Source organism: Streptomyces sp. NPDC127129 (assembly GCF_042671585.1).
Classification (GTDB): Bacteria; Actinomycetota; Actinomycetes; order Streptomycetales; family Streptomycetaceae; genus Streptomyces.
Genome location: NZ_JBHXTV010000011.1, coordinates 122,546 through 149,428, shown reverse-complemented (window position 1 = coordinate 149,428; position 26,883 = coordinate 122,546). Strand labels below are relative to the sequence as shown.

The following is a 26,883-nucleotide window of genomic DNA, read 5'->3' as shown; positions in this document are numbered from 1 at the left end:
TGTTCAGCCCGCCGCTTCCCCGCTCTCACCAGTGGGGGAGCCGGCGGGCTTCCGCGTTCTCCGGGTACGCCGTACGGAACGGGCGCGGCGCCCGCGGGCCCGCCCCGCGCGCGGCCCTGTTCCGGCGCACGCTGAGCGCCCGGTCCACCGCCGCGTCCAGCGAGAGCCCCTGGCCCTCCCGCACCGACGCCCGGTAGCGCTCCGCGCCCAGCAGCTCCCCGGCCTCGGCCGCGCAGAGCGCCCGCGCGCCGTTGAAATGGCCCGAGCCGAAGAGCTGCAGACCCACCGAGTCCCACACCGGCAGCGCGGCGCCCTGCAGCACGGCCGCCTCCGTCGGGTCGCCCTCGCTCGCCGTCACCAGCGCGAGCAGCTCGATCGCCAGCACCAGCCCCACCAGGTCGTGGAACATGTGGTTGATGCCGACGCACTCCGTGAGCAGCGTCCGCGCCTCGCGGTGATCGCCCCCGGCCCACGCCGCGTACGCCAGGACATAGAGCGCGTACGCCTTGGTCCAGCGCTCGCCGCGCTCCTCGCAGATCTCGCGCACCTCCACGCAGAGCGCGACCCCGCCCGCCAGATCGCCCTGGAAGACCCGGGCCATCGCCAGCTCGACCTGACCCATCAGCACGTTGCTGTTGAGCTCGCCCAGCTCCCGGTACGTGGCCAGGGCCCGGCCGATCAGCTCCTCCGCCCGGGGCATGTCGTCCGAGAGCAGCGCCAGACAGCCCATCCGGTGCGTCGCGTACGCCTCCGCCAGCGGGTTGCCGACGGAGCGGGCCCGCTCCCGGCACTCGTGCAGCGCAGCCACCGCCGCCGTCGCGTCGCCTTGCAGAATCGTCACGTACCCCACCACCCACAGGGCTTTCAGCCGGGCGTCGTCGTGCTCCGAGTCGAGCGCGAGCGCCCGGTCCAGCCAGTGCCGGCCCTCGGCCAGGCGCCCGCACCCGACCCAGGCGAACCAGAGCGTCCCCGCGAGGTGCTGCGCCAGATGCGCCTCGTCCGGCTGCTCCAGACAGAGTTCGAGGGCGGCCCGGAGATTGGGGAGCGAGGCCTCCAGGCAGGCCGCCACCTCGGCCTGACGCGGGCTGAACCACTCCAGCTCGCACCAGGTGGCCAGGCCCATGTACCAGTCGCGGTGCCGACGGCGCATGCGCTCGGTGTCGCCGAGCGCCGCCAGCCACTCCGCCCCGTAATCCGAGACCGTATCCAATATCCGATATCTCGGACCGGCGACCGTGTCCTCGCGGGCGACCAGCGACTGCGCGAGCAGACCGCCGAGCACATCCATCACCCGCTCCGGCGGAAGCTCCCGGCCGGCGCAGACGTACTCCACCGCCTCCAGGTCGAACGGCCCGGCGAAGACCGAGAGGCGCGCCCACAGCAGCCGCTCCTCCGGTGTGCACAGCTCGTGACTCCAGCCGATCGCCGTACGCAGCGTCTGGTGCCGGGGGAGGGCGCCCCGCGCCCCGTCCGTGAGCAGCCGGAACCGGTCGCCGAGCCGCCGCAGCATCTGCTCCACCGTGAGGAGCGGCATCCGCGCGGCGGCCAGCTCCAGCGCCAGCGGAATCCCGTCGAGCCGCCGGCACAGCTCGCGCACGGACCCGACCGCCGGGCCGGGCCCGGCCGAGGCCTCCGCCCGCTGCACGAACAGCGCCTCCGCGTCGTGCTCGTCCATCGGCGCCAGGGTGAACACGGCCTCCCCGTCGACGCGCAGCGGACGGCGGCCCACCGCGAGGACGGTGAGACCCGGGGCGTGCGCGAGAAGCTGCCGTACCAGGGGGGCGCACTCCTCGACGAGGTGCTCGAAACCGTCCACCACCAGCAGCAGCCGGCGCTCCGCGAGATGGTCGGTCAGCGTCTCCGCCGGGGTGCGCATCGTGTGATCGGTCAGCCCCAGCGCCTCGACGAGGGCGAAGGCGACGAGCTCCGGGTCGGGCAGCACCGAGAGGTCGGCCAGCCACACGCCGTCGGCGTAGCGTTTCTCCACCGCCCCGGCGGCCCTCAGGGCGAGCCGGGTCTTGCCGACGCCCCCCACTCCGACGACGGTGACCAGGCGCGACGCCTCCAGGAGCCGGGTCACTCGGTCCTGTTCTGCGGCCCGTCCGACGAAGACGTTCAGCTCCGCCGGGAGGTTGGTCCTTCGCATGGGACACGGAGCGTACTCATCCACGCGCACTCCGTACAATCGGGTCGGCCGATTCCCTTCCCGGGAGCCCCCGTACCGCCCGTAATGCGGTACGGGGAAAGACCCCGGGCGCGATAGGGTCGGAGGACGACTTTTCGCAAGGGCCCAACGACAGCAGAGAGCGGTGCGGAGTGACCGGTGGAGAGGTTGCCGGGATCCTGGTGGCCGTGTTCTGGGCGATTCTCGTCTCCTTCCTCGCCGTGGTTCTGGTGAGGCTGGCGCAGACGCTCAAGGCGACCACCAAGCTCGTGGCGGACGTGACCGAACAGGCGGTCCCGCTGCTCAGCGACGCCTCCGCCACCGTGCGGTCGGCACAGACCCAGCTCGACCGCGTGGACGCCATCGCCTCGGACGTCCAGGAGGTCACCTCCAACGCCTCGGCGCTCTCCACGACCGTCGCCTCCACCTTCGGGGGACCGCTCGTCAAGGTCGCGGCCTTCGGCTACGGAGTGCGCAGGGCCCTCGGCCGGGACCAGGCACCGCCCGCGCCCGCCCCGCGCACCGTCGTCGGTCGCACCGTGCCCTCCGCGCGGCGCCGGAAGCAGAAAGGCTGACCCGCGATGTTCCGCCGTACGTTCTGGTTCACCGCAGGCGCAGCCGCCGGTGTGTGGGCCACCACCAAGGTCAACCGCAAGCTCAAGCAGCTGACCCCGGAGAGCCTCGCCGCGCAGGCGGCGAACAAGGCGATCGAGACCGGTCACCGGCTCAAGGACTTCGCCCTCGACGTCAGGGCGGGCATGGTCCAGCGCGAAGCCGAACTGGGCGAGGCGCTCGGCATCGAGGCCTCCCCGGACGCACCGGCCGAGCGCGAGCTCCCCGGGCCGCGCCGCAGGGCACCGCTCGATGCCACCCCGAACACGACCACCACGCATTCGTACCGAACGATTTCGTACAACCGGAATGAGGACCACTGATGGAGTCGGCTGAAATCCGCCGCCGCTGGCTGAGCTTCTTCGAGGAGCGCGGGCACACCGTCGTGCCTTCGGCGTCGCTCATCGCGGACGACCCGACTCTGCTTCTGGTCCCCGCCGGCATGGTTCCCTTCAAGCCGTACTTCCTCGGTGAGGTCAAGCCGCCGTTCTCGCGCGCCTCCAGCGTGCAGAAGTGCGTGCGTACGCCCGACATCGAAGAGGTCGGCAAGACCACCCGCCACGGCACGTTCTTCCAGATGTGCGGCAACTTCTCCTTCGGCGACTACTTCAAGGAAGGCGCCATCAAGCTCGCCTGGGAGCTGCTGACCTCCTCGGTGGAGCACGGCGGCTACGGGCTGGAGCCGGAGAAGCTCTGGATCACCGTCTACCAGGAGGACGACGAGGCCGAGCAGATCTGGCGCGACGTCGTCGGCGTCCCCGCCGAGCGCATCCAGCGCCTCGGCAAGAAGGACAACTACTGGTCGATGGGCGTCCCCGGCCCCTGCGGCCCGTGCTCCGAGATCAACTACGACCGAGGCCCCGAGTTCGGCGTCGAGGGCGGCCCCGCCGTGAACGACGAGCGGTACGTGGAGATCTGGAACCTGGTCTTCATGCAGTACGAGCGCGGTGAGGGCTCCGGCAAGGAGGACTTCCCGATCCTCGGCGAGCTGCCGTCGAAGAACATCGACACGGGCCTCGGGCTGGAGCGCCTCGCGATGATCCTGCAGGGCGTACAGAACATGTACGAGACCGACACCCTCCAGGTCGTCATCGACAAGGCCACCGAGCTCACCGGCGTCGCCTACGGCAAGGCCCACGAGAGCGACGTCTCGCTCCGCGTCGTCGCCGACCACATGCGCACCTCCGTGATGCTCATCGGCGACGGTGTCACCCCGGGCAACGAGGGCCGCGGCTACGTGCTGCGCCGCATCATGCGCCGCGCCATCCGCAACATGCGTCTGCTCGGTGCCACGGGCGTGGTCGTCCAGGACCTCGTCGACGTGGTCATCGACACCATGGGCGAGCAGTACCCCGAGCTGATCACCGACCGCAAGCGGGTCGAGACCGTGGCCCTCGCCGAGGAGGCCCGCTTCCTCAAGACGCTCAACGCCGGCTCGAACGTCCTCGACGGCGCCGTGACCGAGACCAGGGCCGCCGGCGGCACCGTCCTCTCCGGCGACAAGGCCTTCCTGCTCCACGACACCTGGGGCTTCCCGATCGACCTCACCCTGGAGATCGCCGCCGAGCAGGGGCTCTCCGTGGACGAGGCCGGCTTCCGCCGCCTCATGCAGGAGCAGCGGGACAAGGCCAAGGCCGACGCCAAGGCCAAGAAGACCGGCCACGCCGACGTCGCCGCCTACCGCGAGATCGCCGACGGCAACGGCGCCACCGAGTTCACCGGCTACACCAACACCGAGGGCGAGTCCACGGTCGTCGGTCTGCTGGTCAACGGCGTCCCGTCGCCGGCCGCCTCCGAGGGCGACGAGGTCGAGGTCGTCCTCGACCGGACCCCGTTCTACGCCGAGGGCGGCGGCCAGCTCGCCGACCAGGGCCGGATCCGTCTCCACAGCGGCGCCGTCATCGAGATCCGTGACGTCCAGCAGCCGGTCCCCGGTGTCTCCGTGCACAAGGGCTCGGTCCAGGTCGGCGAGGTGACGGTCGGCTCCACCGCCTACGCCGCCATCGACGTCCGCCGCCGCCAGTCGATCGCCCGTGCCCACTCCGCCACGCACCTGACGCACCAGGCCCTGCGTGACGCCCTCGGCCCGACCGCCGCCCAGGCCGGTTCCGAGAACTCGCCCGGCCGCTTCCGCTTCGACTTCGGTTCGCCGAACGCCGTTCCCGGCACGGTCCTCATGGACGTCGAGCAGAAGATCAACGAGGTCCTCTCCCGCGAGCTCGACGTCCACGCCGAGGTCATGCCGATCGACGAGGCCAAGCGCCAGGGCGCCATCGCCGAGTTCGGCGAGAAGTACGGCGAGAAGGTGCGCGTCGTCACCATCGGCGACTTCTCCAAGGAGCTGTGCGGCGGTACGCACGTCAAGAACACCGCCGCGCTCGGCCTGGTCAAGCTGCTCGGCGAGTCGTCGATCGGCAGTGGCGTGCGCCGGGTCGAGGCCCTCGTCGGCGTCGACGCGTACAACTTCCTCGCCCGTGAGCACCTGGTCGTTGCCCAGCTCCAGGACCTGGTCAAGGGCCGCTCCGAGGAGCTTCCGGAGAAGATCTCCGCCATGCTCGGCAAGCTGAAGGACGCCGAGAAGGAGATCGAGAAGTTCCGCGCCGAGAAGGTCCTCCAGGCCGCCGCCGGTCTCGTCGAGACGGCCAAGGACGTCCGCGGTGTCGCGCTCGTCACCGGCCAGGTCCAGGACGGCACGTCCGCCGACGACCTGCGCAAGCTGGTCCTCGACGTCCGTGGTCGCATCCCGTCGGACCGCCCGGCCGTCGTGGCCCTGTTCACCACGGCCAACGGCCGCCCGCTGACCGTCATCGCCACCAACGAGGCCGCCCGCGAGCGCGGTCTCAAGGCCGGTGAGCTGGTCCGTACCGCCGCCAAGACCCTCGGCGGCGGCGGTGGCGGCAAGCCGGACGTCGCCCAGGGCGGCGGTCAGAACCCGGAGGCCGTCGCCGAGGCCATCGACGCCGTCGAGCGTCTCGTGGTGGAGACCGCGTGACGATGCGCCGCGGTCGTCGTCTCGCGATCGACGTCGGGGACGCCCGGATCGGGGTCGCCTCGTGCGACCCCGACGGGGTCCTCGCCACACCGGTGGAGACCGTGCCGGGACGTGACGTCCCGGCCGCCCACCGGCGGCTCCGGCAGATCGTCGAGGAGTACGAGCCCATCGAGGTCGTGGTCGGGCTCCCTCGCTCCCTCTCCGGGGGCGAGGGCCCGGCCGCGGCCAAGGTCCGCCGGTTCGCGGGTGAGCTGGCGAAGGGCATCGCCCCGGTCCCGGTCCGCCTGGTCGACGAGCGGATGACGACCGTGACGGCGACCCAGGGGCTCCGGGCCTCGGGGGTGAAGTCGAAGAAGGGGCGGTCCGTCATCGATCAGGCCGCCGCTGTGATCATCCTTCAGAATGCTCTTGAGTCCGAACGGGTATCGGGTAATCCTCCCGGCGAGGGCGTCGAAGTGGTCATCTGATCGCGATACGGTAACGTTCCGCGCGATGCGGCGTGTTCGAATTGCTGCCGCACTACGTAGAGGCGGACCGTCCGGAAGCCTCGCGGCTGTTTGGGGATCGATGACTGAGTATGGCCGGGGCCCCGGCTCCGAACCGTGGCATCCCGAGGACCCGTTGTACGGGGACCAGGGATGGGGAGGTCAGCCGCAGTACCCGCAGCAGGCGCAGCAGTACGGTCACCAGGACCCGTACGGCCAGGGCCAGCCGCAGGGCTACGACCCCCACTACCAGCAGCAGCCGCAGCAGCACCCGCAGCAGCACCCGCAGCAGCAGGGGCAGTACCACCAGACGGCGCAGCACCACCCCCAGCAGTACGTCGATCCCGCGACGTACGGGGGATACCAGGGCCAGCAGGCCGCCCAGGGCTACGACACGTCCGGATATCCCGTACAGCAGTACGACCCGACCTGGGAGACGGGCCAGGCGGCCATGCCGTACGGCGCGACGCCCGCCGACCCCTACGGCGGTCAGAACCCGGACCTCTACGGCACCCCCGAGGCGTACCCGCCGCCGCAGCCCCCGGGCCGGCGGCAGGCCCCGCCGGAGCCCGTCACTGAATGGGAGGCGGAGGCGGCCGCCGAGGCCGAGGAAGAGGAGCGGCACCCCTTCTTCACCGGTGAGGACGGCACCGACGACGACGAGTACGACGACGAGCCCGGCGACAGGCGGTCGTCGCGGGGCGGGCGCGACCGCAGGGGCGGCAAGGGCAAGAAGAGCAGGAACGGCGTCGCCTGCCTGGTCGTCGCGCTCGTGCTCGTGGGCGGCGTCGGCGGCATCGGCTACTTCGGCTACCAGTTCTGGCAGGGCCAGTTCGGCGAGGCACCGGACTTCACGGGTGCGGGCAGCGGCTCGGTCCAGGTCGAGATCCCCAAGGACTCCGGCGGCTACGAGATCGGCAACATCCTCAAGAAGGCCGGCGTCGTCAAGAGCGTGGACGCCTTCGTCGCCGCGCAGGGGAAGAACCCCAAGGGCCTCTCCATCCAGGCGGGTGTCTACACGCTGAAGAAGGAGATGTCGGCGGAGAGCGCCGTCACGATGATGCTCGACCCGGCGAGCCAGGCGAACTTCGTGATCCCCGAAGGCCGGCGGAACGTCTGGGTCTACGAGCAGATCGACAAGAAGCTCGAACTCAAGGCGGGCACCACGCAGGGCGTCGCCAAGGCGAAGGCGGACGACCTGGGCCTTCCGGAGTGGGCGAAGAACCACGAGGACCTGAAGGATCCGCTGGAAGGCTTCCTCTTCCCGGCGAGCTACCCGGTGGCCAAGGGCAACAAGCCCGAGGACGTGCTGCGCAAGATGGTCGCCCGCTCCAACGCGGAGTACGCGAAGTACGACCTGGAGGCCAAGGCGAAGCAGCTCGGGGTCGACAGCCCCTGGCAGCTCATCACCATCGCGAGCCTCGTCCAGGCCGAGGGCACGTCGCACGACGACTTCCGCAAGATGGCCGAGGTCGTCTACAACCGGCTCAAGCCCAGCAACCCGCAGACCTACGGCAAGCTCGAGTTCGACTCGACGTACAACTACATCAAGAACCAGAGCAAGATCGACCTCAGCCTCGAAGAGCTGCGAAAGTACGACAACGTCTACAACACGTACTTCTACAAGGGTCTGCCGCCCGGTCCGATCGGAAACCCGGGCAACGAGGCGCTGAAGGGTGTGGTGAACCCGACGGACGAGGGCTGGTACTACTTCATCTCCCTCGACGGCAAGACGTCCCAGTTCACCAAGACGAACGCGGACCACCAGAAGCTCGTCAACGAGTTCAACAAGTCGAGGAAGAACTGATGCCGTCACCGCGGCGTGCGGCCGTCCTGGGCTCGCCGATCGCGCACTCGCTCTCCCCGGTGCTGCACCGGGCGGCCTATGCCGCGCTCGGCCTCGACGCCTGGTCGTACGACCGGTTCGAGATAGACGAGGCCGGGCTTCCCGGCTTCGTCGCCGGACTGGACGAGTCCTGGGCCGGGCTGTCCCTGACCATGCCGCTGAAGCGGGCGATCATCCCGCTGCTCGACGAGATCAGCGACACGGCCGCCTCGGTCGAGGCCGTCAACACGGTCGTCTTCACCGAGGACGGCCGTCGGGTCGGCGACAACACCGACATCCCCGGCCTGATCGCCGCCCTGCGGGAGCGGGGCGTCGACAAGGTCGAGTCCGCGGCGGTCCTCGGGGCCGGTGCCACTGCCTCCTCCGCGCTCGCCGCACTCGCGCGGATCTGCACGGGCCCGGTCACCGCGTACGTACGGAGCGAGGCGCGGGCCGAGGAGATGCGCGGCTGGGGCGAGCGGCTCGGCGTGGACGTGCGTACCGCCGACTGGGCGAACGCGGACCGGGCGTTCGCCGCCCCGCTCGTCATCGCCACCACCCCGGCCGGCACCACCGACGCGCTCGCGGGCGAGGTCCCCGGCGCGCCCGGCACCCTCTTCGACGTGCTGTACCACCCGTGGCCGACACCGCTCGCCGCCGCGTGGTCGAAGCGCGGCGGGGCGGTCCTCGGTGGCCTCGACCTCCTCGTCCACCAGGCCGTCCTCCAGGTCGAGCAGATGACGGGCGTCCCCGAGGCCCCGCTGTCCGCCATGCGCGACGCCGGTGAGAGGGCCCTGGCCACCGAGTGAACGCTCAGGAGACCCTCGCCGCGGACTGGGCCGGTTCCCTGTTCAGGCTGATCGTCAACCTGCTGCCCGAGTGGGCGGAGCACACCCTCGCCGCCCTCGGCCTGACCTTCCTCGCGGCGGCGGGCGGGCGCCGGCTGTGGCGCGCCGTCCGGGCCTCGCGCTCCCCCGCCTGAACCCGCGACCCGGGCGATCTGACGTTCTTCGCGTCCGATGGCTGGACCGACGGCCGGGTTCGGCCCCCGGACGTGGGAGGATCGGGGGTGGCGGGCCAGGGCCGCGCACCCGGTCGCGCCACAGCAGTTCCAGGCGCGAGCATGAGGAGCATCGTTGAGCAGGTTGCGCTGGCTGACAGCCGGAGAGTCGCACGGTCCCGCGCTGGTCGCGACGCTGGAGGGTCTTCCCGCCGGTGTCCCGGTCACCACGGAGCTGGTGGCGGACCACCTCGCGCGGCGGCGTCTCGGCTATGGGCGTGGCGCGCGGATGAAGTTCGAGCAGGACGAGGTCACGTTCCTGGGCGGTGTCCGGCACGGTCTCTCCCTGGGTTCGCCGGTCGCGGTGATGGTGGGGAACACGGAGTGGCCGAAGTGGGAGAAGGTGATGTCGGCCGATCCGGTCGACCCCTCCGAGCTCAAGGAGACCGGCCGCAACGCCCCGTTGACCCGGCCGCGTCCGGGTCACGCCGACCTGGCGGGGATGCAGAAGTACGGCTTTGACGAGGCCCGTCCGATCCTGGAGCGTGCTTCGGCGCGTGAGACCGCGGCGCGGGTGGCGCTGGGGGCGGTGGCTCGGTCGTTCCTGAAGGAGGCGGCGGGGATCGAGATCGTCTCGCATGTGGTGGAGCTGGCGGCGGCGAAGGCTCCGTACGGTGTCTACCCGACCCCCGCCGATGTCGAGAAGCTGGATGCCGATCCGGTGCGCTGCCTGGACGCGGACGCCTCGAAGGCGATGGTCGCGGAGATCGACCAGGCCCACAAGGACGGCGACACTCTGGGTGGTGTGGTCGAGGTCCTCGCCTACGGAGTGCCGGTCGGGCTGGGTTCGCACGTGCACTGGGACCGGCGTCTGGACGCACGGCTCGCCGCCGCGCTCATGGGCATTCAGGCGATCAAGGGTGTGGAGGTCGGTGACGGTTTCGAGCTGGCGCGGGTGCCGGGTTCGCAGGCCCATGACGAGATCGTGAACACCGAGGACGGTATCCGGCGTGCGTCGGGTCGTTCGGGTGGTACGGAGGGTGGGCTGACGACGGGTGAGCTGCTGCGGGTGCGGGCGGCGATGAAGCCGATCGCGACGGTGCCGCGTGCGCTGGCGACGGTCGACACGGCCACCGGTGAGGCCGCGGTCGCGCATCACCAGCGGTCCGACGTGTGTGCGGTGCCGGCCGCGGGGATCGTGGCCGAGGCGATGGTGGCGCTGGTCCTGGCGGACGCGGTCGTCGAGAAGTTCGGCGGCGACAGCGTGCCCGAGACCCGCCGCAACGTGCGGTCGTACCTCGACAACCTCCAGATCCGGTGACGGGCCGCCCGCTGGTCGTCCTCGTCGGCCCCATGGGATCCGGCAAGTCCACGGTGGGCGCGCTGCTCGCCGAGCGGCTCGGCGTCCCCTACCGGGACACCGACGCGGACATCGTCGCGGCGCAGGGCCGGGAGATCTCCGACATCTTCGTCGACGAGGGCGAGCCCCGCTTCCGTGAGCTGGAGCGGCAGGCGGTCGCCACCGCCGTCGCCGAGCACGCGGGAGTCCTCGCCCTCGGCGGCGGCGCCGTCCTCGACGCGGACACCCGCACGCTCCTGGCCGGCCTCCCCGTCGCGTACCTGTCGATGGACGTGGAGGAAGCCGTACGGCGCGTGGGCCTCGGCGTCGCCCGCCCGCTGCTCGCCGTCAACCCGCGCCGCCAGTGGCGCGAGCTGATGGAGGCCAGGCGCCCCCTGTACACCGAAGTCGCGCGGGTCGTCGTGGCCACCGACGACCGCACACCCGAAGAGGTCGCCCAGGCGGTCCTCGACGCTCTGGAGTTGAAGGACGTATGACAGACCAGGTGACGCGGATCCAGGTCGGCGCGAGCGCCGGACACGACGCGTACGAGGTGCTGGTCGGGCGGCAGCTGCTGGGTGAGCTGGGCTCCCTGATCGGGACGAAGGCGAAGCGGGTCGCGGTGATCCACCCCGAGGCGCTCGCCGGGACCGGTGAGGCGCTGCGCGAGGACCTCGCCGAGCAGGGCTACGAGGCGATCGCCATCCAGGTGCCGAACGCCGAGGAGGCCAAGACGGCCGAGGTGGCCGCGTACTGCTGGAAGGCGCTGGGCCAGTCCCACTTCACCCGCACCGACGTCGTCGTCGGTGTCGGCGGGGGAGCCACCACCGACCTCGCGGGCTTCGTCGCCGCGACGTGGCTGCGCGGGGTCCGCTGGATCGCGGTGCCGACGACCGTGCTCGCGATGGTGGACGCGGCCGTCGGCGGGAAGACCGGCATCAACACGGCCGAGGGCAAGAACCTCGTCGGCGCCTTCCACCCGCCGGCCGGGGTCCTCTGCGACCTGGCCGCGCTGGAGTCGCTGCCGGTCAACGACTACGTCAGCGGCCTCGCGGAGATCATCAAGGCCGGTTTCATCGCCGACCCGGTGATCCTCGACCTGGTCGAGGCCGACCCCCAGGCCGCCCGTACGCCCGCCGGCCCGCACACCGCCGAGCTGATCGTCCGCTCGATCGAGGTGAAGGCCGAGGTCGTCTCCGGTGACCTGAAGGAGTCCGGCCGCCGGGAGATCCTCAACTACGGTCACACCCTGGCCCACGCGATCGAGAAGAACGAGCGCTACAAGTGGCGTCACGGCGCCGCCGTCTCGGTCGGCATGATGTTCGCCGCCGAGCTGGGGCGTCTGGCCGGGCGCCTGGACGACGCGACCGCCGACCGGCACCGCACCGTCCTGGAGTCCGTCGGCCTGCCGCTCACCTACCGCGGCGACCAGTGGCCCAAGCTCCTGGAGACGATGAAGGTCGACAAGAAGTCCCGGGGCGACCTGCTCCGGTTCATCGTCCTCGACGGCCTGGCCAAGCCCACCGTCCTCGAAGGCCCCGACCCCGCCGTCCTCGTCGCCGCCTACGGCGAGGTGTCCGCGTGAGCGACCCCCGGCAGGTGCTGGTCCTGAACGGCCCGAACCTCGGCCGGCTGGGCTCCCGCGAACCCGACATCTACGGCGCCACGTCGTACAAGGGCCTGGTGGAGTCCTGCCGGGCCCTCGGCGAGCAGCTCGGCTTCGACGTGGAGGTCCGGGAGACCAACGACGAGGGCGAGATGATCCGCTGGCTCCACGACGCGGCGGACCGTTCGATCCCGGTCGTCCTCAACCCGGGCGCGTTCACGCACTACTCGTACGGAATGCGCGACGCGGCCGCCCAGCGGACCGCGCCGCTGATCGAGGTGCACATCTCCAACCCGTACACCCGCGAGGAGTTCCGGCACACGTCGGTCGTCGCCGCGGTGGCGACCGGGACCGTCGCCGGGTTCGGCATCGGCTCCTACCGGCTGGCCCTGCGGGCGCTGGCCGAGGAGTTGGCCGACTGACGGCACCCGCCCGGCCGAAGTGGCAGGCAGGGCACCCTTTTCCGCCCCCGGCCGTTCCCCCTGTGGGGGCCGGGGGCGGTAACGTACCCGGAAGTATCGGCCGTACGAGACGGAGTGGCACCGGATGCAGCACGACGTGGGGGCTCCGTTGCCGCCCGACCCCTCGGGGTGGACGCCCGGCGCGGGCCGACCCCCCGTACCGCCCGTGCCGCCCATGCCGCAGGGCGGCCATCAGGCACCCCAGCCCCCCGCACAGCCGCACGCCGGGCCGCCGGCACCCCCGCCCGGACCGTCCATACCGCCGCCGGTCCCGCAGGCTCCCGGCGCGGCCGCCCCGTACTCGCCGCCGCATGCCCCCGGCTGGGGCCCCGGAGGCGTGCCGGTGCATCCCGGACAGCCGGGATCCCCGCCGCATGACGTCACCGGACAGGTGCCCCTGCCGCCCGTCCCCGTGCCCGCCGCGCCGCCCGCCGAACCCGGGACGGGAACGGCGACCCTCGCGGTGCTGCTGATCGGCCCCGCAGGCGCCGGCAAGACGACCGTCGCCCGTCACTGGGCACAGAGCCGGCGCGTACCGACCGCGCACATCAGCCTCGACGACGTCCGCGAATGGGTCTGCTCCGGTTTCGCCGACCCGCAGTCGGGCTGGAACGAGCACTCCGAGGCCCAGTACCGCCTGGCCCGGCGCACCTGCGGCTTCGCCGCCCGGAACTTCCTGGCCAACGGCATCTCCTGCATCCTCGACGACGCCGTCTTCCCGGACCGTCCCGTCGTGGGCCTCGGAGGCTGGAAGCGGCACGTCGGTCCCGGACTGCTTCCGGTCGTCCTGCTGCCCGGTCTCGAGATCGTCCTGGAGCGGAACGCCGAGCGCAGTGGCAACCGCCGCCTGTCGGACGAGGAGGTCGCGTCCATACACGGCCGGATGGCGGGCTGGTACGGCTCCGGCCTGCCGATCATCGACAACTCCACGTACGACGTCGAGACCACCGCCCGTGTCCTCGACGAGGTCCTGGCCCGCTCCATCGCGAGCCCACCCGCCTGGTGACCCGGCCCGTCTGGTGACCCGGCCCGCCCGGTGACGGCCCGCTGCGGCCGCCGGTGGCCCGGTCGGCCGCGCTGAGCGGGCCGGGACGCCCGGCTCCTCGTAGGCTCGGAGCATGTCAGAGGTGTATGCGGACCGCCGTGCGCGGCTGCGCGACCGGTGCGCGGCAACGGGCAGCCCGGCGGCCCTGGTCTCCCGCCCCGCCAACGTCCGCTATCTCGCGGGCGGTTCGCCCCCCGGCGCCGTACTCCTGCTCGGCCCCGGTGAGGACCTGCTGCTCTGCCCGACCGCACCGGGTACCGATCCGGCCGACGGGCGGCTCGACGAGCTGCTCCGCCAGACGGTGCTGCCCGCCGCCGGCGGGGATCCGGCGGTCGCGGCCGTCGGTATCGCGGCAAAGGCGCACGCGGACGCCCTCGCCGTCGAGGAGCACCATCTGACCGTGGCCCGCCACAGGGCGATGGGCTCGGTCGCGCCGCAGCTCCGGCTCGCCGACCTCGGCGGAGCCGTGGAGCAGCTGAGGATCGTGAAGGACGAGGACGAGATCGCCTGTCTGCGGATCGCCGCCGAGATCGCCGACCAGGCGCTGGGCGAGCTGCTCGAATCCATCCTCGTGGGGCGGACCGAGCGGCATCTCGCCCTGGAGCTGGAGCGTCGGCTCGTCGACCACGGCGCGGACGGCGCCGCCTTCCCGACCTCCGTGGGCACCGGCCCGAACTCCGGGCGGGGCGGGCACAAGCCCTCAGACCGCCGGGTCGAGGAGGGAGATTTCCTCTCCGTCTGCCTCGGCGCCAACTACCGCGGCTACCGTTGCGAGATCGGCCGTACCTTCGTCATCGGCACCACCCCCGCGGACTGGCAGATCGAGCTGTACGAGCTCGTCTTCGCCGCTCAGCGGGCCGGGCGGGAGTCCCTCGCCCCCGGGACCGAGTTCCGCGACGTGGACCGCGCGGCGCGCCAGATCCTGGACGCGGCGGGGCACGGTGAGGCCGTTCCGCCGGTCACCGGACACGGCGTCGGGCTCGAAATCGACGAGGACCCGCAGCTCGCACCCGCGGCCATGGGTAAACTGGACGCTTGTGTGCCGGTCACCGTCGAACCGGGGGTCCACCTCCCGGGCCGGGGCGGAGTCCGGATCGATGACACGCTCGTCGTGCGCCAGGAGGCGGACGGCGGACCCGAGCTACTCACCATTACGACCAAGGAGCTGCTCGCGCTGTAGGGCGCGTACGCCTCCCCGGTCCACGTCAGTCCAGGAGATTCCGCAACCGTGGCTTCCACGAACGACCTCAAGAACGGCATGGTGCTCAAGCTCGAAGGCGGCCAGCTCTGGTCCGTCGTCGAGTTCCAGCACGTCAAGCCCGGCAAGGGCCCGGCCTTCGTGCGCACCAAGCTCAAGAACGTGCTGTCCGGCAAGGTCGTCGACAAGACCTTCAACGCGGGCGTGAAGGTCGACACGGCCACCATCGACCGCCGCGACATGCAGTTCTCCTACATGGACGGCGACTACTTCGTCTTCATGGACATGGAGACCTACGACCAGCTGCACGTCGACCGCAAGTCCGTCGGTGACGCCGCCAACTTCCTGATCGAGGGCTTCACCGCCTCGGTCGCCCAGCACGAGGGCTCGGTGCTCTACGTCGAGCTCCCCGCCGCCGTCGTGCTGACCATCCAGCACACGGACCCGGGCGTCCAGGGTGACCGCTCCACCGGTGGCACCAAGCCCGCCACCCTGGAGACCGGCCACGAGATCCAGGTCCCCCTCTTCATCACCACCGGTGAGAAGATCAAGGTCGACACCCGCAGCAGCGACTACCTCGGCCGGGTGAACGACTAACCGTGGCTGCCCGCAGCAAGGCCCGTAAGCGCGCCTTCCAGATCCTCTTCGAGGCCGACCAGCGCGGTGCGTCCGTGCAGCAGGTCCTCGCGGACTGGGTCCGGCACGCACGGTCCGACGACCGTCAGCCGCCGGTCAACGAGTTCACGATGGTGCTGGTCGAGGGGTACGCGGACCACGCGAACCGGATCGACGAGCTCATCGCCACCTACGCGGTGGACTGGGACCTGGACCGGATGCCGGTCGCCGACCGGAACATCGTGCGCCTCGGCGCGTACGAGCTGATCTGGCTGGACGAGACCCCGGACGCCGTGGCGATCGACGAGGCGGTGCAGCTCGCCAAGGAGTTCTCCACGGACGAGTCGCCGACCTTCGTCAACGGCCTTCTCGCGCGCTTCAAGGACCTGAAGCCGCGCCTTCGCCGGGACGCCTGAGAGACGGCCTCCGGCAGTCGAAGGGGCCCGCAGCACATCGTGCTGCGGGCCCCTTCGACGTATCCGGGTCCTCCGCGTCCGGCTCCGGACGTCCGCGCCCGGCTCCGGACGTCCGGACCCGCTCCGGACGTCCAGACCCTCCCTCCCGGGCCTCCGGAACCCTCCCGGACGACCAGACCCCTCCCGGGCCTCCGGAACCCTCTCCGGGCACGCAGAAACCGCCGGGGCGCGGAAGGCCCTCAGGCCCTCCGCGCCCCGGCGGCAACGTTTCTGCTCAGTTCTCCTCGTGGGCGACCGCACGGCGCGCATCCGCGTCCAGGACGCCCCAGCTGATCAGCTGCTCGGTCAGAACCGAGGGCGACTGGTCGTAGATGACCGCGAGCGTGCGCAGGTCGTCCTGGCGGATCGACAGCACCTTGCCGTTGTAGTCACCGCGCTGCGACTGGATCGTCGCCGCGTAGCGCTGCAGCGGGCCGGCCTTCTCCTGCGGGACGTGGGCAAGACGCTCCAGGTCGAGCACGAGCTTCGGCGGCGGCTCGGCGGCCCCGCCCGGGGTCGTGCCCGGCAGGAGCTCCTGCACGGGGACGCCGTAGAAGTCCGCCAGCTCGGCGAGGCGCTGCACCGTCACGGCACGGTCACCACGCTCGTACGAGCCGACCACGACGGCCTTCCAGCGGCCCTGGGACTTCTCTTCCACACCGTGGAGGGAAAGGCCCTGCTGGGTGCGGATGGCACGGAGCTTGGCCCCGAGCTGCTTTGCGTATTCGCTGGACATATAGCTCCCCGGACGCTGGACGCTGTAGACAACGTGCGGCTCCGCCGCCTGGCTGGTAACTCACTGTGAGGTTACGCAGCGTTACTCTCCTCCGTCAAGCCGAATGGTCCATACCGCCCCCTCCCGGGGGACGGCGCCCGGAGTGGCGGCAGGGTGGTGAGCAGGGCGGTCACCCGCCCCTGGTAGAGTCGAGGGCGCAATTCCGACGTCCTTTAAGGTCCGTCCCGTGAGGCGGAGAAGGAGGTCCGTTTCATATGGACGCACAGCAGCACACCGATGCGGCACGCCCGGTTCTCGAGGGCCCCGACATCGCGCGGGTCCTGACCCGCATCGCCCACGAGATCGTCGAGCGCGCCAAGGGCGCCGACGACGTGGTCCTCCTCGGCATTCCGACGCGTGGCGTCTTCCTCGCCCGTCGGCTGGCCGACAAGCTCGACGAGATCACCGGACGCAAGATCCCGGTCGGCTCGCTCGACATCACCATGTACCGCGACGACCTGCGGATGAAGCCCGCCCGCGCCATCGGCCGCACCGAGATCCCCGGTGACGGCATCGACGGCCGGCTGGTCGTCCTCGTCGACGACGTGCTCTTCTCCGGCCGTACGATCCGCGCCGCGCTCGACGCGCTCGGCGACATCGGCCGCCCCAGGGCCGTCCAGCTCGCGGTCCTCGTCGACCGCGGCCACCGCGAACTTCCCATCCGTGCCGACTACGTCGGCAAGAACCTCCCCACGTCGCTGCGCGAGACGGTCAAGGTCCAGCTCGCCGAGGAGGACGGTCGCGACACCGTGCTGCTCGGCAGCAAGACCACCGCCTAGCCGGTCCCGGCTTCCCGACGGGTCCAGGGCACACCCCTGCGCGCCCGCGCCCCCGACGGGGTGCTCCTGGCCATTCCAGGACCCCCCACCTCCCGACCACGGAGAACACCCCGATGATGCGTCACCTCATCTCGGCCGCCGACCTCACGCGCGACGACGCCGTCCTCATCCTCGACACCGCCGAGGAGATGGCACGGGTCGCCGACCGGCCGATCAAGAAGCTGCCCACGCTGCGCGGCCGGACCATCTGCAACCTCTTCTTCGAGGACTCCACCCGTACCCGGATCTCCTTCGAGGCCGCCGAGAAGCGCCTCTCCGCCGACGTGATCAACTTCGCGGCGAAGGGCTCCAGCGTCTCCAAGGGCGAGTCCCTCAAGGACACCGCGCAGACCCTGGAGGCGATGGGCGTCGACGCCGTCGTCATCCGCCACGGCGCCTCCGGAGCCCCGTACCGGCTCGCCACCTCCGGCTGGATCGACGCCCCCGTCGTCAACGCGGGCGACGGCACCCACCAGCACCCCACCCAGGCCCTGCTGGACGCCTTCACCATGCGCCGCCGCCTCGTCGGCCGCGACGCCGGCCTCGGCCAGGACCTCGCCGGCAAGCGCATCACGATCGTCGGAGACGTCCTGCACAGCCGGGTCGCCCGCTCCAACGTCGACCTGCTGCACACCCTCGGCGCCGAGGTCACCCTGGTGGCCCCGCCCACCCTCGTCCCCGTCGGCGTCGAGACCTGGCCGTGCGACATCAGCTACGACCTCGACAGCGTGCTGCCGAAGTCCGACGCGGTCATGATGCTGCGCGTGCAGCGCGAGCGGATGAACGCGGCCTTCTTCCCGACCGAGCGCGAGTACTCCCGGCGGTACGGGCTCGACGGCGACAGGATGGCGAGGATGCCCGAGCACGCCATCGTCATGCACCCCGGCCCGATGGTCCGCGGCATGGAGATCACCGCCGAGGTCGCCGACTCCGACCGCTGCACGGTCATCGAGCAGGTCGCCAACGGTGTCTCCATCCGGATGGCCGTGCTCTACCTGCTTCTGGGCGGCAACGAGCCCGCCGTCAGCCACATGCGTACCGAGGAGAGCAAGTAACCATGAGCAAGATTCTTATCCGCGGTGCCAAGGTGCTGGGCGGCGAGGCGCAGGACGTCCTGATCGACGGCGAGACCATCGCCGAGGTCGGTACGGGACTGTCCGCCGAGGGTGCGACGGTGATCGAGGCCGGCGGGCAGATCCTGCTGCCCGGCCTGGTCGACCTCCACACCCATCTGCGCGAGCCCGGCCGTGAGGACTCCGAGACCGTCCTCACCGGTACCCGCGCCGCCGCCTCCGGCGGCTTCACCGCCGTCTTCGCGATGGCCAACACCTTCCCGGTCGCCGACACCGCCGGTGTCGTCGAGCAGGTCTACCGGCTCGGCAAGGAGTCCGGCTACTGCGACGTGCAGCCCATCGGCGCCGTCACCGTCGGCCTGGAGGGCAAGAAGCTCGCCGAGCTCGGCGCCATGCACGACTCCGCCGCCGGCGTCACGGTCTTCTCCGACGACGGCAAGTGCGTCGACGACGCCGTGATCATGCGCCGCGCCCTGGAGTACGTGAAGGCCTTCGGCGGCGTCGTCGCCCAGCACGCCCAGGAGCCCCGCCTCACCGAGGGCGCCCAGATGAACGAGGGCATCGTCTCCGCCGAGCTCGGTCTCGGCGGCTGGCCGGCCGTCGCCGAGGAGTCGATCATCGCCCGTGACGTGCTCCTCGCCGAGCACGTCGGCTCCCGGGTCCACATCTGCCACCTCTCCACCGCCGGCTCGGTGGAGATCGTCCGCTGGGCCAAGTCCCGCGGCATCGACGTCACCGCCGAGGTCACCCCGCACCACCTCCTCCTCACCGACGAGCTGGTACGGAGCTACAACCCGGTCTACAAGGTCAACCCGCCGCTGCGCACCGAGCGTGACGTGATGGCACTGCGCGAGGCCCTGGCCGACGGCACGATCGACATCGTCGCCACCGACCACGCCCCGCACCCGCACGAGGACAAGGACTGCGAGTGGGCCGCGGCCGCCATGGGCATGGTGGGCCTGGAGACCGCGCTCTCCGTCGTCCAGCAGACGATGGTCGAGACCGGACTGCTCGACTGGGCCGGCGTCGCCGACCGGATGTCCGTCAAGCCCGCCGCGATCGGGCAGGCCAAGGGCCACGGACGCCCCGTCTCGGCAGGTGAGCCCGCCAACCTGACCCTGGTCGATCCGGCATACCGTGGTCTCGTGGACCCCGCGGGCTTCGCCTCCCGCAGCCGCAACACCCCCTACGAGGGCCGCGAGCTGCCGGGACGCGTCACCCACACCTTCCTGCGGGGCCGGGCAACGCTCGTCGACGGGAAGCTGGCGTGACACTCATCGAACTGGCCGCCGAGGCCGAGAAGAAGTCGGCGGAGGTGACCGACTGGGCCGGACGGATCGGCTGGGTCGCGGGACTCCTGCTCTTCATCGCCTTCGTCTACTGGCTGATGCGCCAGGGATGGAAGTGGCGCGGCAGCCTCCAGTCGGACCTCCCCGAACTGCCGGGAATGCCCGAGACCGCCGGTGAGGCGACACTGAAGCTCAGCGGCCGGTACCACGGCTCGACCACGGCCGGGCAGTGGCTCGACCGGATCGTCGCCCACGGCCTCGGCATCCGCAGCCGCGTCGAGCTCACCCTCACCGACGCGGGGATCGAGGTCGTGCGCCCCGGGGCGAACGACTTCCTCATCCCGGCCGCGGCCCTGCGCGAGGCCCGGCTCGACAAGGGCATCGCGGGCAAGGTCCTCGCCGAGGGCGGGCTGCTGATCGTCACGTGGGCGCACGGCGAGAAGCTGCTCGACTCCGGCTTCCGGTCCGACCGGGCGGCGGAACACGCCACCTGGGTCGAGACCCTCAACAGCATGATCAAGACGACGGAAGGCACCGCACGATGACGACCTCCACCCGGGGAACCGGCAAAGTTCCCGCCGTACTCGTCCTGGAGGACGGCCGCATCTTCCGCGGCCGTGCCTACGGGGCCGTGGGGGAGACCTTCGGCGAGGCCGTGTTCTCCACCGGCATGACCGGCTACCAGGAGACCCTGACCGACCCGTCCTACCACCGCCAGGTCGTCGTGATGACCGCCCCGCACGTGGGCAACACCGGCGTCAACGACGAGGACCCCGAGTCCTCCCGCATCTGGGTCTCCGGCTACGTCGTCCGCGACCCCGCGCGCGTCTCCTCCAACTGGCGCGCCAAGCGCTCGCTGGACGAGGAGCTCGCCGCCCAGGGCGTCGTCGGCATCTCCGGCATCGACACCCGCGCCCTCACCCGCCACCTGCGCGAGAGCGGCGCCATGCGCGTCGGCATCTTCTCCGGCCACGCGCTGCCCGACGAGGGCACCATGCTCGCCGAGGTCCGCCAGGCCCCCGAGATGACGGGCGCGAACCTCTCCGCCGAGGTCGCCACCAAGGAGACGTACGTCGTCCCCGCGATCGGCACCAAGAAGTTCACCGTCGCCGCCGTCGACCTCGGCATCAAGGGCATGACCCCGCACCGCATGGCCGAGCGCGGCATCGAGGTCCACGTCCTGCCCGCCACCGCGACCGCCGAGGACGTCTACGCCGTCAACCCCGACGGTGTGTTCTTCTCCAACGGCCCCGGCGACCCGGCCACGGCCGACGGCCCCGTCGCCGTGATGCAGGCCGTCCTGGAGCGCAGGACCCCGCTCTTCGGCATCTGCTTCGGCAACCAGATCCTCGGCCGCGCGCTCGGCTTCGGCACCTACAAGCTGAAGTACGGCCACCGGGGCATCAACCAGCCGGTGCAGGACCGTACGACCGGCAAGGTCGAGGTCACCGCGCACAACCACGGCTTCGCCGTCGACGCGCCCCTCGACAAGGTCTCCGAGACCCCCTTCGGGCGTGCCGAGGTCTCGCACGTCTGCCTGAACGACAACGTCGTGGAAGGCCTCCAGCTGCTCGACCAGCCGGCCTTCTCCGTCCAGTACCACCCCGAGGCGGCCGCGGGCCCGCACGACGCCGCGTACCTCTTCGACCGTTTCGTATCCCTGATGGAGGCCGAGCGTGCCTAAGCGCACCGATATCCAGTCCGTCCTGGTCATCGGCTCCGGCCCGATCGTCATCGGCCAGGCCGCCGAGTTCGACTACTCCGGCACCCAGGCCTGCCGCATCCTCAAGGCCGAGGGCCTGCGGGTGATCCTGGTCAACTCCAACCCGGCCACGATCATGACCGACCCGGAGATCGCCGACGCCACGTACGTCGAGCCGATCACCCCCGAGTTCGTCGAGAAGATCATCGCCAAGGAGCGCCCCGACGCCCTCCTGCCCACGCTCGGCGGACAGACCGCGCTCAACACCGCGATCTCCATGCACGAGCAGGGCGTCCTGGAGAAGTACGGCGTCGAGCTCATCGGCGCCAACGTGGAGGCCATCCACAAGGGCGAGGACCGCGACCTGTTCAAGGGCGTCGTCGAGGCCGTCAAGACCAAGATCGGCTACGGCGAGTCCGCCCGCTCGGTCATCTGCCACTCCATGGACGACGTCCTCCAGGGCGTCGAGACGCTCGGCGGCTACCCCGTCGTCGTCCGCCCCTCCTTCACCATGGGCGGCGCCGGCTCCGGCTTCGCCCACGACGAGGACGAGCTGCGCCGCATCGCCGGCCAGGGCCTGACGCTCTCTCCCACCACCGAGGTGCTCCTGGAGGAGTCCATCCTCGGCTGGAAGGAATACGAGCTGGAGCTGATGCGCGACAAGAACGACAACGTCGTGGTCGTCTGCTCCATCGAGAACTTCGACCCGATGGGCGTCCACACCGGTGACTCGATCACCGTCGCCCCGGCGATGACCCTCACCGACCGCGAGTACCAGCGGCTGCGGGACATCGGCATCGCGATCATCCGCGAGGTCGGCGTCGACACCGGCGGCTGCAACATCCAGTTCGCGGTCAACCCGGACGACGGCCGGATCATCGTCATCGAGATGAACCCGCGCGTCTCCCGCTCCTCCGCACTCGCCTCCAAGGCCACCGGCTTCCCGATCGCGAAGATCGCGGCGCGTCTCGCCGTCGGCTACACGCTGGACGAGATCCCCAACGACATCACGGAGAAGACCCCGGCGTCCTTCGAGCCCACGCTCGACTACGTCGTCGTCAAGGCCCCGCGATTCGCCTTCGAGAAGTTCCCGCAGGCCGACTCCACGCTGACCACGACCATGAAGTCCGTCGGCGAGGCCATGGCCATCGGCCGCAACTTCACCGAGGCGCTGCAGAAGGCCCTGCGCTCCCTGGAGAAGAAGGGCTCGCAGTTCACCTTCGTCGGCGAGCCCGGCGACAAGGCCGAGCTGCTGGACGAGGCGGTCCGCCCGACCGACGGCCGCATCAACACCGTCATGCAGGCCATCCGCGCCGGGGCCACCCCCGAGGAGGTCTTCGAGTCCACGAAGATCGACCCCTGGTTCGTCGACCAGCTCTTCCTCATCAAGGAGATCGCCGACGAGCTCGCCGAGGCCGAGAAGCTCGAGCCCGAGCTGCTCGCCGAGGCCAAGCGCCACGGCTTCTCCGACGCCCAGATCGCCGAGATCCGCGGCCTGCGCGAAGACGTCGTCCGCGAGGTCCGGCACGCGCTCGGCGTCCGCCCGGTCTACAAGACGGTCGACACCTGCGCCGCCGAGTTCGCCGCCAAGACCCCGTACTTCTACTCCTCGTACGACGAGGAGAGCGAGGTCGCGCCCCGCACCAAGCCCGCCGTGATCATCCTGGGCTCCGGCCCGAACCGCATCGGCCAGGGCATCGAGTTCGACTACTCCTGCGTCCACGCCTCCTTCGCCCTCAGCGACGCCGGCTACGAGACCGTGATGGTCAACTGCAACCCGGAGACCGTCTCCACGGACTACGACACCTCCGACCGCCTGTACTTCGAGCCGCTGACGCTCGAGGACGTGCTGGAGATCGTCCACGCCGAGACGCTGGCCGGCCCCGTCGCCGGTGTCGTCGTCCAGCTCGGCGGCCAGACCCCGCTGGGCCTCTCCCAGGCCCTCAAGGACAACGGCGTGCCCGTCGTCGGCACCTCCCCGGAGGCGATCCACGCCGCCGAGGACCGCGGCGCCTTCGGCCAGGTCCTCGCCGACGCGGGCCTCCCGGCCCCCAAGCACGGCACCGCGACCACCTTCGCCGGCGCCAAGGCCATCGCCGACGAGATCGGCTACCCCGTCCTCGTACGCCCCTCGTACGTGCTCGGCGGCCGCGGCATGGAGATCGTCTACGACGAGACCCGCCTGGAGTCGTACATCGCCGAGTCCACCGAGATCAGCCCCACCCGGCCGGTCCTGGTCGACCGCTTCCTCGACGACGCCATCGAGATCGACGTCGACGCCCTCTACGACGGCCACGAGCTCTACCTCGGCGGCGTCATGGAGCACATCGAGGAGGCCGGCATCCACTCCGGCGACTCGGCCTGCGCCCTGCCCCCGATCACCCTCGGCGGCTTCGACATCAAGCGCCTGCGCGCCTCCACGGAGGCCATCGCCAAGGGCGTCGGCGTCCGCGGCCTGATCAACATCCAGTTCGCGATGGCCGGCGACATCCTGTACGTCCTGGAGGCCAACCCGCGCGCCTCCCGGACCGTCCCCTTCACCTCGAAGGCGACCGCCGTCCCGCTGGCCAAGGCCGCCGCCCGCATCTCGCTCGGCGCCACCGTCGCCGAACTGCGCGAGGAGGGCCTGCTCCCGAAGACCGGCGACGGCGGCACCCTGCCGCTCGACGCGCCGATCTCCGTCAAGGAGGCCGTGATGCCGTGGACCCGCTTCCGCGACATCCAGGGCCGCGGCGTGGACACCGTCCTCGGCCCGGAGATGCGCTCCACCGGCGAGGTCATGGGCATCGACACCGTCTTCGGCACGGCGTACGCCAAGTCGCAGGCCGGCGCCTACGGCCCGCTGCCCACCAAGGGCCGCGCCTTCATCTCCGTCGCCAACCGCGACAAGCGCTCGATGATCTTCCCGGCGCGTGAGCTGGTCGCCCACGGCTTCGAGCTGATGGCCACCTCGGGCACGGCGGAGGTGCTCAAGCGCAACGGCATCAACGCCACGATCGTGCGCAAGCAGTCCGAGGGCGAGGGCCCGAACGGCGAGAAGACGATCGTCCAGCTGATCCACGACGGCCAGGTCGACCTGATCGTCAACACCCCGTACGGCACCGGTGGCCGCCTCGACGGCTACGACATCCGTACGGCGGCGGTCGCCCGCTCCGTCCCGTGCCTCACCACGGTCCAGGCGCTCGCCGCCGCCGTCCAGGGCATCGAGGCGCTGGGCCACGGCGACGTCGGCGTCCGCTCGCTCCAGGAACACGCGGAACACCTGACCGCGGCCCGCGACTAGCACCCACGAGGGGGACACCGGAAACGGTGTCCCCCTCTTGCTGAGGACACCCCACATGTACAAGTTCTTCTTCGACCTCGTCTTCAAGCGGATGGACCCGGAGCAGGCCCACCACCTGGCCTTCCGCTGGATCCGCCTGACCGCCCGCGTCCCGGTGCTCCGCACCTTCGTGGCCGCCGTGCTCGCGCCCCGGTACAAGGAACTGCGCACCGAGGCCCTCGGCCTGCGCATGCACGGCCCCTTCGGTCTCGCCGCCGGCTTCGACAAGAACGCCGTCGCCATCGACGGCATGTCGATGCTCGGCTTCGACCACGTCGAGATCGGCACCGTCACCGGCGAGGCCCAGCCCGGCAACCCCAGGAAGCGGCTCTTCCGGCTGGTCCCGGACCGCGCGCTCATCAACCGCATGGGCTTCAACAACGAGGGCTCCGCCGCCGTCGCCGAACGCCTCCACGCGCGCGCGGCGGTCTTCAGGACCGTCGTGGGCGTCAACATCGGCAAGACCAAGGTCGTCCCCGAGGCCGAGGCCGCCGCCGACTACGTGAAGTCCACCGAGCGCCTCGCCCGGTACGCCGACTACCTGGTCGTCAACGTCTCCTCCCCGAACACCCCGGGGCTGCGCAACCTCCAGGCCACCGAGTCCCTGCGCCCGCTGCTCACCGCCGTACGCGAGGCGGCCGACCGCACGGTCACCGACCGCCGCGTCCCGCTCCTGGTCAAGATCGCCCCCGACCTGGCCGACGAGGACGTCGACGCCGTCGCCGACCTCGCCCTGGAGCTCGGTCTCGACGGCATCATCGCCACCAACACCACCATCGCCCGCGAAGGTCTCGGCCTGAAGTCCGACCCGGCCCTGGTCAAGGAGACCGGCGGGCTCTCCGGCGCCCCGGTCAAGGAGCGCTCCCTCGCGGTCCTCAGGCGCCTCCACGCGCGCGTGGGCGACCGGCTGGTCCTCGTGGGCGTCGGCGGCATCGAGAGCGCCGAGGACGCCTGGCAGCGCATCCTGGCCGGCGCCACCCTGATCCAGGGCTACAGCGCCTTCATCTACGAGGGGCCGTTCTACTCCCGCGCGATCCACAAGGGCCTCGCCGCGCGCCTCGCCGCCTCCCCGTACGCCACCCTCGCCGAAGCCGTCGGCGCCGACAACCGAAAGGCCGCAACCACGTGACTCTCTCCTTCGGCACCCGCCTTCGCTCCGCCATGGACGAGCGCGGCCCGCTCTGCGTCGGCATCGACCCGCACGCGGCTCTCCTGGACTCCTGGGGCCTGACCGACGACATCGCGGGCCTGGAGCGGTTCACCTTCACGGTCGTCGAGGCGCTCGCCGAGACCGTCGCCGTCTTCAAGCCGCAGGCCGCGTTCTTCGAGCGCTTCGGCTCGCGGGGCGTCGCCGTCCTGGAGCGCGCCGTGGCCGATCTGCGGGCCGCGGGCGGCCTGGTCGTCATGGACGCCAAGCGCGGCGACATCGGCTCCACCATGGCCGCGTACGCCGAGGCCTTCCTCCGGAAGGACTCCCCGCTCTTCTCGGACGCGCTCACGGTCTCGCCGTACCTCGGCTACGGCTCGCTGAAGCCGGCCGTCGACCTGGCGCGGGAGTCCGGTGCCGGCCTCTTCGTCCTGGCCCTCACCTCCAACCCGGAGGGCGCCGAGGTCCAGCGGGCGGTCCGCGAGGACGGGCGCACCATCGGCGCCACGATGCTGGCCCACCTCGCCGAGGAGAACGCGGGGGAGACCCCCATGGGCTCCTTCGGCGCGGTCGTCGGCGCGACGCTCGGCGACCTGTCCTCGTTCGACCTGGACATCAACGGCCCGCTCCTGGCCCCCGGCCTCGGTGCCCAGGGCGCGACCCCTGCGGACCTCCCCGCGGTCTTCGGCGCGGCCGTCCGCAACGTGGTCCCCAACGTCAGCCGCGGCGTCCTCAAGCACGGTCCGGACGCCTCCGCGCTGCGCGCCTCGGCGGAGCGCTACGCGACCGAAATCCGCGAGGCCGTCGCCGGCTGAGCGTCCTTCGGACCAATCCGCAGGTGAGGGCCGTCTCACTCCTTGACAAGATCCTTACGCAAAACCCGGTTGTTATGCCGGAAAAGTCCTGGTCGGTCGATGCTGACCAGGACTTTTCGCTTGTTCTCGCTGACTGGAGAGACAT

General features: G+C 71.1%; 25 protein-coding genes. 23 read left to right on the top strand and 2 right to left on the bottom strand.

All coding sequences use genetic code 11. The features are described from left to right. Positions 1–25 precede the first annotated feature (25 nt). A complete protein-coding gene (locus ACFVGW_RS21985) occupies positions 26–2,146 on the bottom strand; it encodes an ATP-binding protein (protein WP_385853188.1) in 2,121 nt (706 codons plus the stop codon). Between the two features lie 170 nt (positions 2,147–2,316). Between ACFVGW_RS21985 and ACFVGW_RS21980 the strand changes: the two genes are divergently transcribed. From ACFVGW_RS21980 to nusB, 15 genes are all read left to right on the top strand, one after another. After that, the gene (locus tag ACFVGW_RS21980) at positions 2,317–2,739 is read left to right on the top strand and encodes a DUF948 domain-containing protein (RefSeq protein WP_385853187.1); all 423 of its coding nucleotides are present in this window, start codon (positions 2,317–2,319) and stop codon (positions 2,737–2,739) included. A gap of 6 nt (positions 2,740–2,745) precedes the next feature. Further along, on the top strand, positions 2,746–3,099 hold the full coding sequence (locus ACFVGW_RS21975) for a DUF6167 family protein (protein ID WP_383225736.1): 354 nt from the start codon (positions 2,746–2,748) through the stop codon (positions 3,097–3,099). After that, positions 3,099–5,768, top strand: coding sequence for an alanine--tRNA ligase (gene alaS, locus ACFVGW_RS21970; protein WP_385853186.1), 2,670 nt, complete (start codon positions 3,099–3,101; stop codon positions 5,766–5,768). The genes ACFVGW_RS21975 and alaS overlap by 1 nt, the downstream gene beginning before the upstream one ends. A gap of 2 nt (positions 5,769–5,770) precedes the next feature. Continuing rightward, a complete protein-coding gene (gene ruvX, locus ACFVGW_RS21965; protein ID WP_383175798.1) occupies positions 5,771–6,235 on the top strand; it encodes a Holliday junction resolvase RuvX in 465 nt (154 codons plus the stop codon). Between the two features lie 100 nt (positions 6,236–6,335). Continuing rightward, on the top strand, positions 6,336–8,060 hold the full coding sequence (mltG, locus tag ACFVGW_RS21960) for an endolytic transglycosylase MltG (protein WP_385853185.1): 1,725 nt from the start codon (positions 6,336–6,338) through the stop codon (positions 8,058–8,060). Then, a complete protein-coding gene (locus ACFVGW_RS21955) occupies positions 8,060–8,887 on the top strand; it encodes a shikimate dehydrogenase (protein ID WP_385853184.1) in 828 nt (275 codons plus the stop codon). The genes mltG and ACFVGW_RS21955 overlap by 1 nt, the downstream gene beginning before the upstream one ends. Beyond that, positions 8,884–9,060, top strand: coding sequence for a hypothetical protein (locus tag ACFVGW_RS21950; RefSeq protein WP_385853183.1), 177 nt, complete (start codon positions 8,884–8,886; stop codon positions 9,058–9,060). The genes ACFVGW_RS21955 and ACFVGW_RS21950 overlap by 4 nt, the downstream gene beginning before the upstream one ends. 154 nt (positions 9,061–9,214) lie before the next feature. Next, on the top strand, positions 9,215–10,399 hold the full coding sequence (gene aroC, locus ACFVGW_RS21945) for a chorismate synthase (RefSeq protein ID WP_385853182.1): 1,185 nt from the start codon (positions 9,215–9,217) through the stop codon (positions 10,397–10,399). After that, positions 10,396–10,914 (top strand): shikimate kinase, encoded by a 519-nt coding sequence (locus ACFVGW_RS21940; protein ID WP_385853181.1) that lies wholly within the window; start codon positions 10,396–10,398, stop codon positions 10,912–10,914. Before aroC ends, ACFVGW_RS21940 begins: the two co-directional genes overlap by 4 nt. Next, positions 10,911–12,002 (top strand): 3-dehydroquinate synthase, encoded by a 1,092-nt coding sequence (gene aroB / locus ACFVGW_RS21935; RefSeq protein ID WP_352186553.1) that lies wholly within the window; start codon positions 10,911–10,913, stop codon positions 12,000–12,002. Before ACFVGW_RS21940 ends, aroB begins: the two co-directional genes overlap by 4 nt. Next, on the top strand, positions 11,999–12,445 hold the full coding sequence (gene aroQ, locus ACFVGW_RS21930) for a type II 3-dehydroquinate dehydratase (protein ID WP_352186554.1): 447 nt from the start codon (positions 11,999–12,001) through the stop codon (positions 12,443–12,445). The genes aroB and aroQ overlap by 4 nt, the downstream gene beginning before the upstream one ends. A 124-nt stretch (positions 12,446–12,569) precedes the next feature. Then, entirely contained in the window at positions 12,570–13,490 is a 921-nt protein-coding gene (locus ACFVGW_RS21925; RefSeq protein ID WP_385853180.1) for an AAA family ATPase, read from the top strand. 112 nt (positions 13,491–13,602) lie between these two features. Continuing rightward, the gene (locus ACFVGW_RS21920; protein WP_383225752.1) at positions 13,603–14,709 is read left to right on the top strand and encodes a M24 family metallopeptidase; all 1,107 of its coding nucleotides are present in this window, start codon (positions 13,603–13,605) and stop codon (positions 14,707–14,709) included. A gap of 48 nt (positions 14,710–14,757) precedes the next feature. Further along, complete coding sequence (gene efp / locus ACFVGW_RS21915; RefSeq protein ID WP_352186557.1) at positions 14,758–15,324, top strand: elongation factor P; 567 nt, start codon at positions 14,758–14,760, stop codon at positions 15,322–15,324. A gap of 2 nt (positions 15,325–15,326) precedes the next feature. Then, entirely contained in the window at positions 15,327–15,758 is a 432-nt protein-coding gene (gene nusB, locus ACFVGW_RS21910; RefSeq protein WP_352186558.1) for a transcription antitermination factor NusB, read from the top strand. Positions 15,759–16,032: 274 nt separating this feature from the next. Here nusB and bldD read toward each other — a convergent pair whose 3' ends face one another. Next, positions 16,033–16,533: a transcriptional regulator BldD gene (bldD, locus tag ACFVGW_RS21905; RefSeq protein ID WP_015032294.1), complete on the bottom strand. Its 501-nt coding sequence runs from the start codon at positions 16,531–16,533 to the stop codon at positions 16,033–16,035. Positions 16,534–16,787: 254 nt separating this feature from the next. On the opposite strand from bldD, the gene pyrR reads away from it, so the two are divergent. The 8 genes from pyrR to pyrF all read left to right on the top strand — a co-directional run bounded on the left by pyrR (position 16,788) and on the right by pyrF (position 26,738). Next, positions 16,788–17,351: a bifunctional pyr operon transcriptional regulator/uracil phosphoribosyltransferase PyrR gene (gene pyrR, locus ACFVGW_RS21900; protein ID WP_383225754.1), complete on the top strand. Its 564-nt coding sequence runs from the start codon at positions 16,788–16,790 to the stop codon at positions 17,349–17,351. Positions 17,352–17,464: 113 nt separating this feature from the next. Next, positions 17,465–18,445, top strand: coding sequence for an aspartate carbamoyltransferase catalytic subunit (locus ACFVGW_RS21895; protein ID WP_352186560.1), 981 nt, complete (start codon positions 17,465–17,467; stop codon positions 18,443–18,445). Between the two features lie 2 nt (positions 18,446–18,447). After that, positions 18,448–19,734: a dihydroorotase gene (locus ACFVGW_RS21890; RefSeq protein ID WP_383225756.1), complete on the top strand. Its 1,287-nt coding sequence runs from the start codon at positions 18,448–18,450 to the stop codon at positions 19,732–19,734. Then, positions 19,731–20,297: a hypothetical protein gene (locus ACFVGW_RS21885; protein ID WP_383225758.1), complete on the top strand. Its 567-nt coding sequence runs from the start codon at positions 19,731–19,733 to the stop codon at positions 20,295–20,297. Before ACFVGW_RS21890 ends, ACFVGW_RS21885 begins: the two co-directional genes overlap by 4 nt. Then, positions 20,294–21,436, top strand: coding sequence for a glutamine-hydrolyzing carbamoyl-phosphate synthase small subunit (gene carA, locus ACFVGW_RS21880; protein WP_352186563.1), 1,143 nt, complete (start codon positions 20,294–20,296; stop codon positions 21,434–21,436). The genes ACFVGW_RS21885 and carA overlap by 4 nt, the downstream gene beginning before the upstream one ends. Beyond that, positions 21,429–24,737 (top strand): carbamoyl-phosphate synthase large subunit, encoded by a 3,309-nt coding sequence (gene carB / locus ACFVGW_RS21875; RefSeq protein ID WP_383225762.1) that lies wholly within the window; start codon positions 21,429–21,431, stop codon positions 24,735–24,737. Before carA ends, carB begins: the two co-directional genes overlap by 8 nt. Before the next feature lie 55 nt (positions 24,738–24,792). Next, positions 24,793–25,905 (top strand): quinone-dependent dihydroorotate dehydrogenase, encoded by a 1,113-nt coding sequence (locus ACFVGW_RS21870; protein WP_385853179.1) that lies wholly within the window; start codon positions 24,793–24,795, stop codon positions 25,903–25,905. Next, complete coding sequence (gene pyrF / locus ACFVGW_RS21865) at positions 25,902–26,738, top strand: orotidine-5'-phosphate decarboxylase (RefSeq protein ID WP_352186566.1); 837 nt, start codon at positions 25,902–25,904, stop codon at positions 26,736–26,738. Before ACFVGW_RS21870 ends, pyrF begins: the two co-directional genes overlap by 4 nt. The last annotated feature ends 145 nt before the right edge of the window (positions 26,739–26,883 follow it).

Coding starts and splice junctions, on each gene's coding strand:
- bldD (WP_015032294.1), bottom strand. CDS start 16,533: ATGTCCAGCGAATACGCAAAGCAGCTCGGGGCCAAGCTCCGTGCCATC.
- ACFVGW_RS21920 (WP_383225752.1), top strand. CDS start 13,603: ATGTCAGAGGTGTATGCGGACCGCCGTGCGCGGCTGCGCGACCGGTGC.
- carA (WP_352186563.1), top strand. CDS start 20,294: ATGACGACCTCCACCCGGGGAACCGGCAAAGTTCCCGCCGTACTCGTC.
- alaS (WP_385853186.1), top strand. CDS start 3,099: ATGGAGTCGGCTGAAATCCGCCGCCGCTGGCTGAGCTTCTTCGAGGAG.
- ACFVGW_RS21925 (WP_385853180.1), top strand. CDS start 12,570: ATGCAGCACGACGTGGGGGCTCCGTTGCCGCCCGACCCCTCGGGGTGG.
- ACFVGW_RS21870 (WP_385853179.1), top strand. CDS start 24,793: ATGTACAAGTTCTTCTTCGACCTCGTCTTCAAGCGGATGGACCCGGAG.
- mltG (WP_385853185.1), top strand. CDS start 6,336: ATGACTGAGTATGGCCGGGGCCCCGGCTCCGAACCGTGGCATCCCGAG.
- ACFVGW_RS21895 (WP_352186560.1), top strand. CDS start 17,465: ATGATGCGTCACCTCATCTCGGCCGCCGACCTCACGCGCGACGACGCC.
- ACFVGW_RS21955 (WP_385853184.1), top strand. CDS start 8,060: ATGCCGTCACCGCGGCGTGCGGCCGTCCTGGGCTCGCCGATCGCGCAC.
- pyrR (WP_383225754.1), top strand. CDS start 16,788: ATGGACGCACAGCAGCACACCGATGCGGCACGCCCGGTTCTCGAGGGC.
- ruvX (WP_383175798.1), top strand. CDS start 5,771: ATGCGCCGCGGTCGTCGTCTCGCGATCGACGTCGGGGACGCCCGGATC.
- ACFVGW_RS21975 (WP_383225736.1), top strand. CDS start 2,746: ATGTTCCGCCGTACGTTCTGGTTCACCGCAGGCGCAGCCGCCGGTGTG.
- ACFVGW_RS21890 (WP_383225756.1), top strand. CDS start 18,448: ATGAGCAAGATTCTTATCCGCGGTGCCAAGGTGCTGGGCGGCGAGGCG.
- aroB (WP_352186553.1), top strand. CDS start 10,911: ATGACAGACCAGGTGACGCGGATCCAGGTCGGCGCGAGCGCCGGACAC.
- ACFVGW_RS21985 (WP_385853188.1), bottom strand. CDS start 2,146: ATGCGAAGGACCAACCTCCCGGCGGAGCTGAACGTCTTCGTCGGACGG.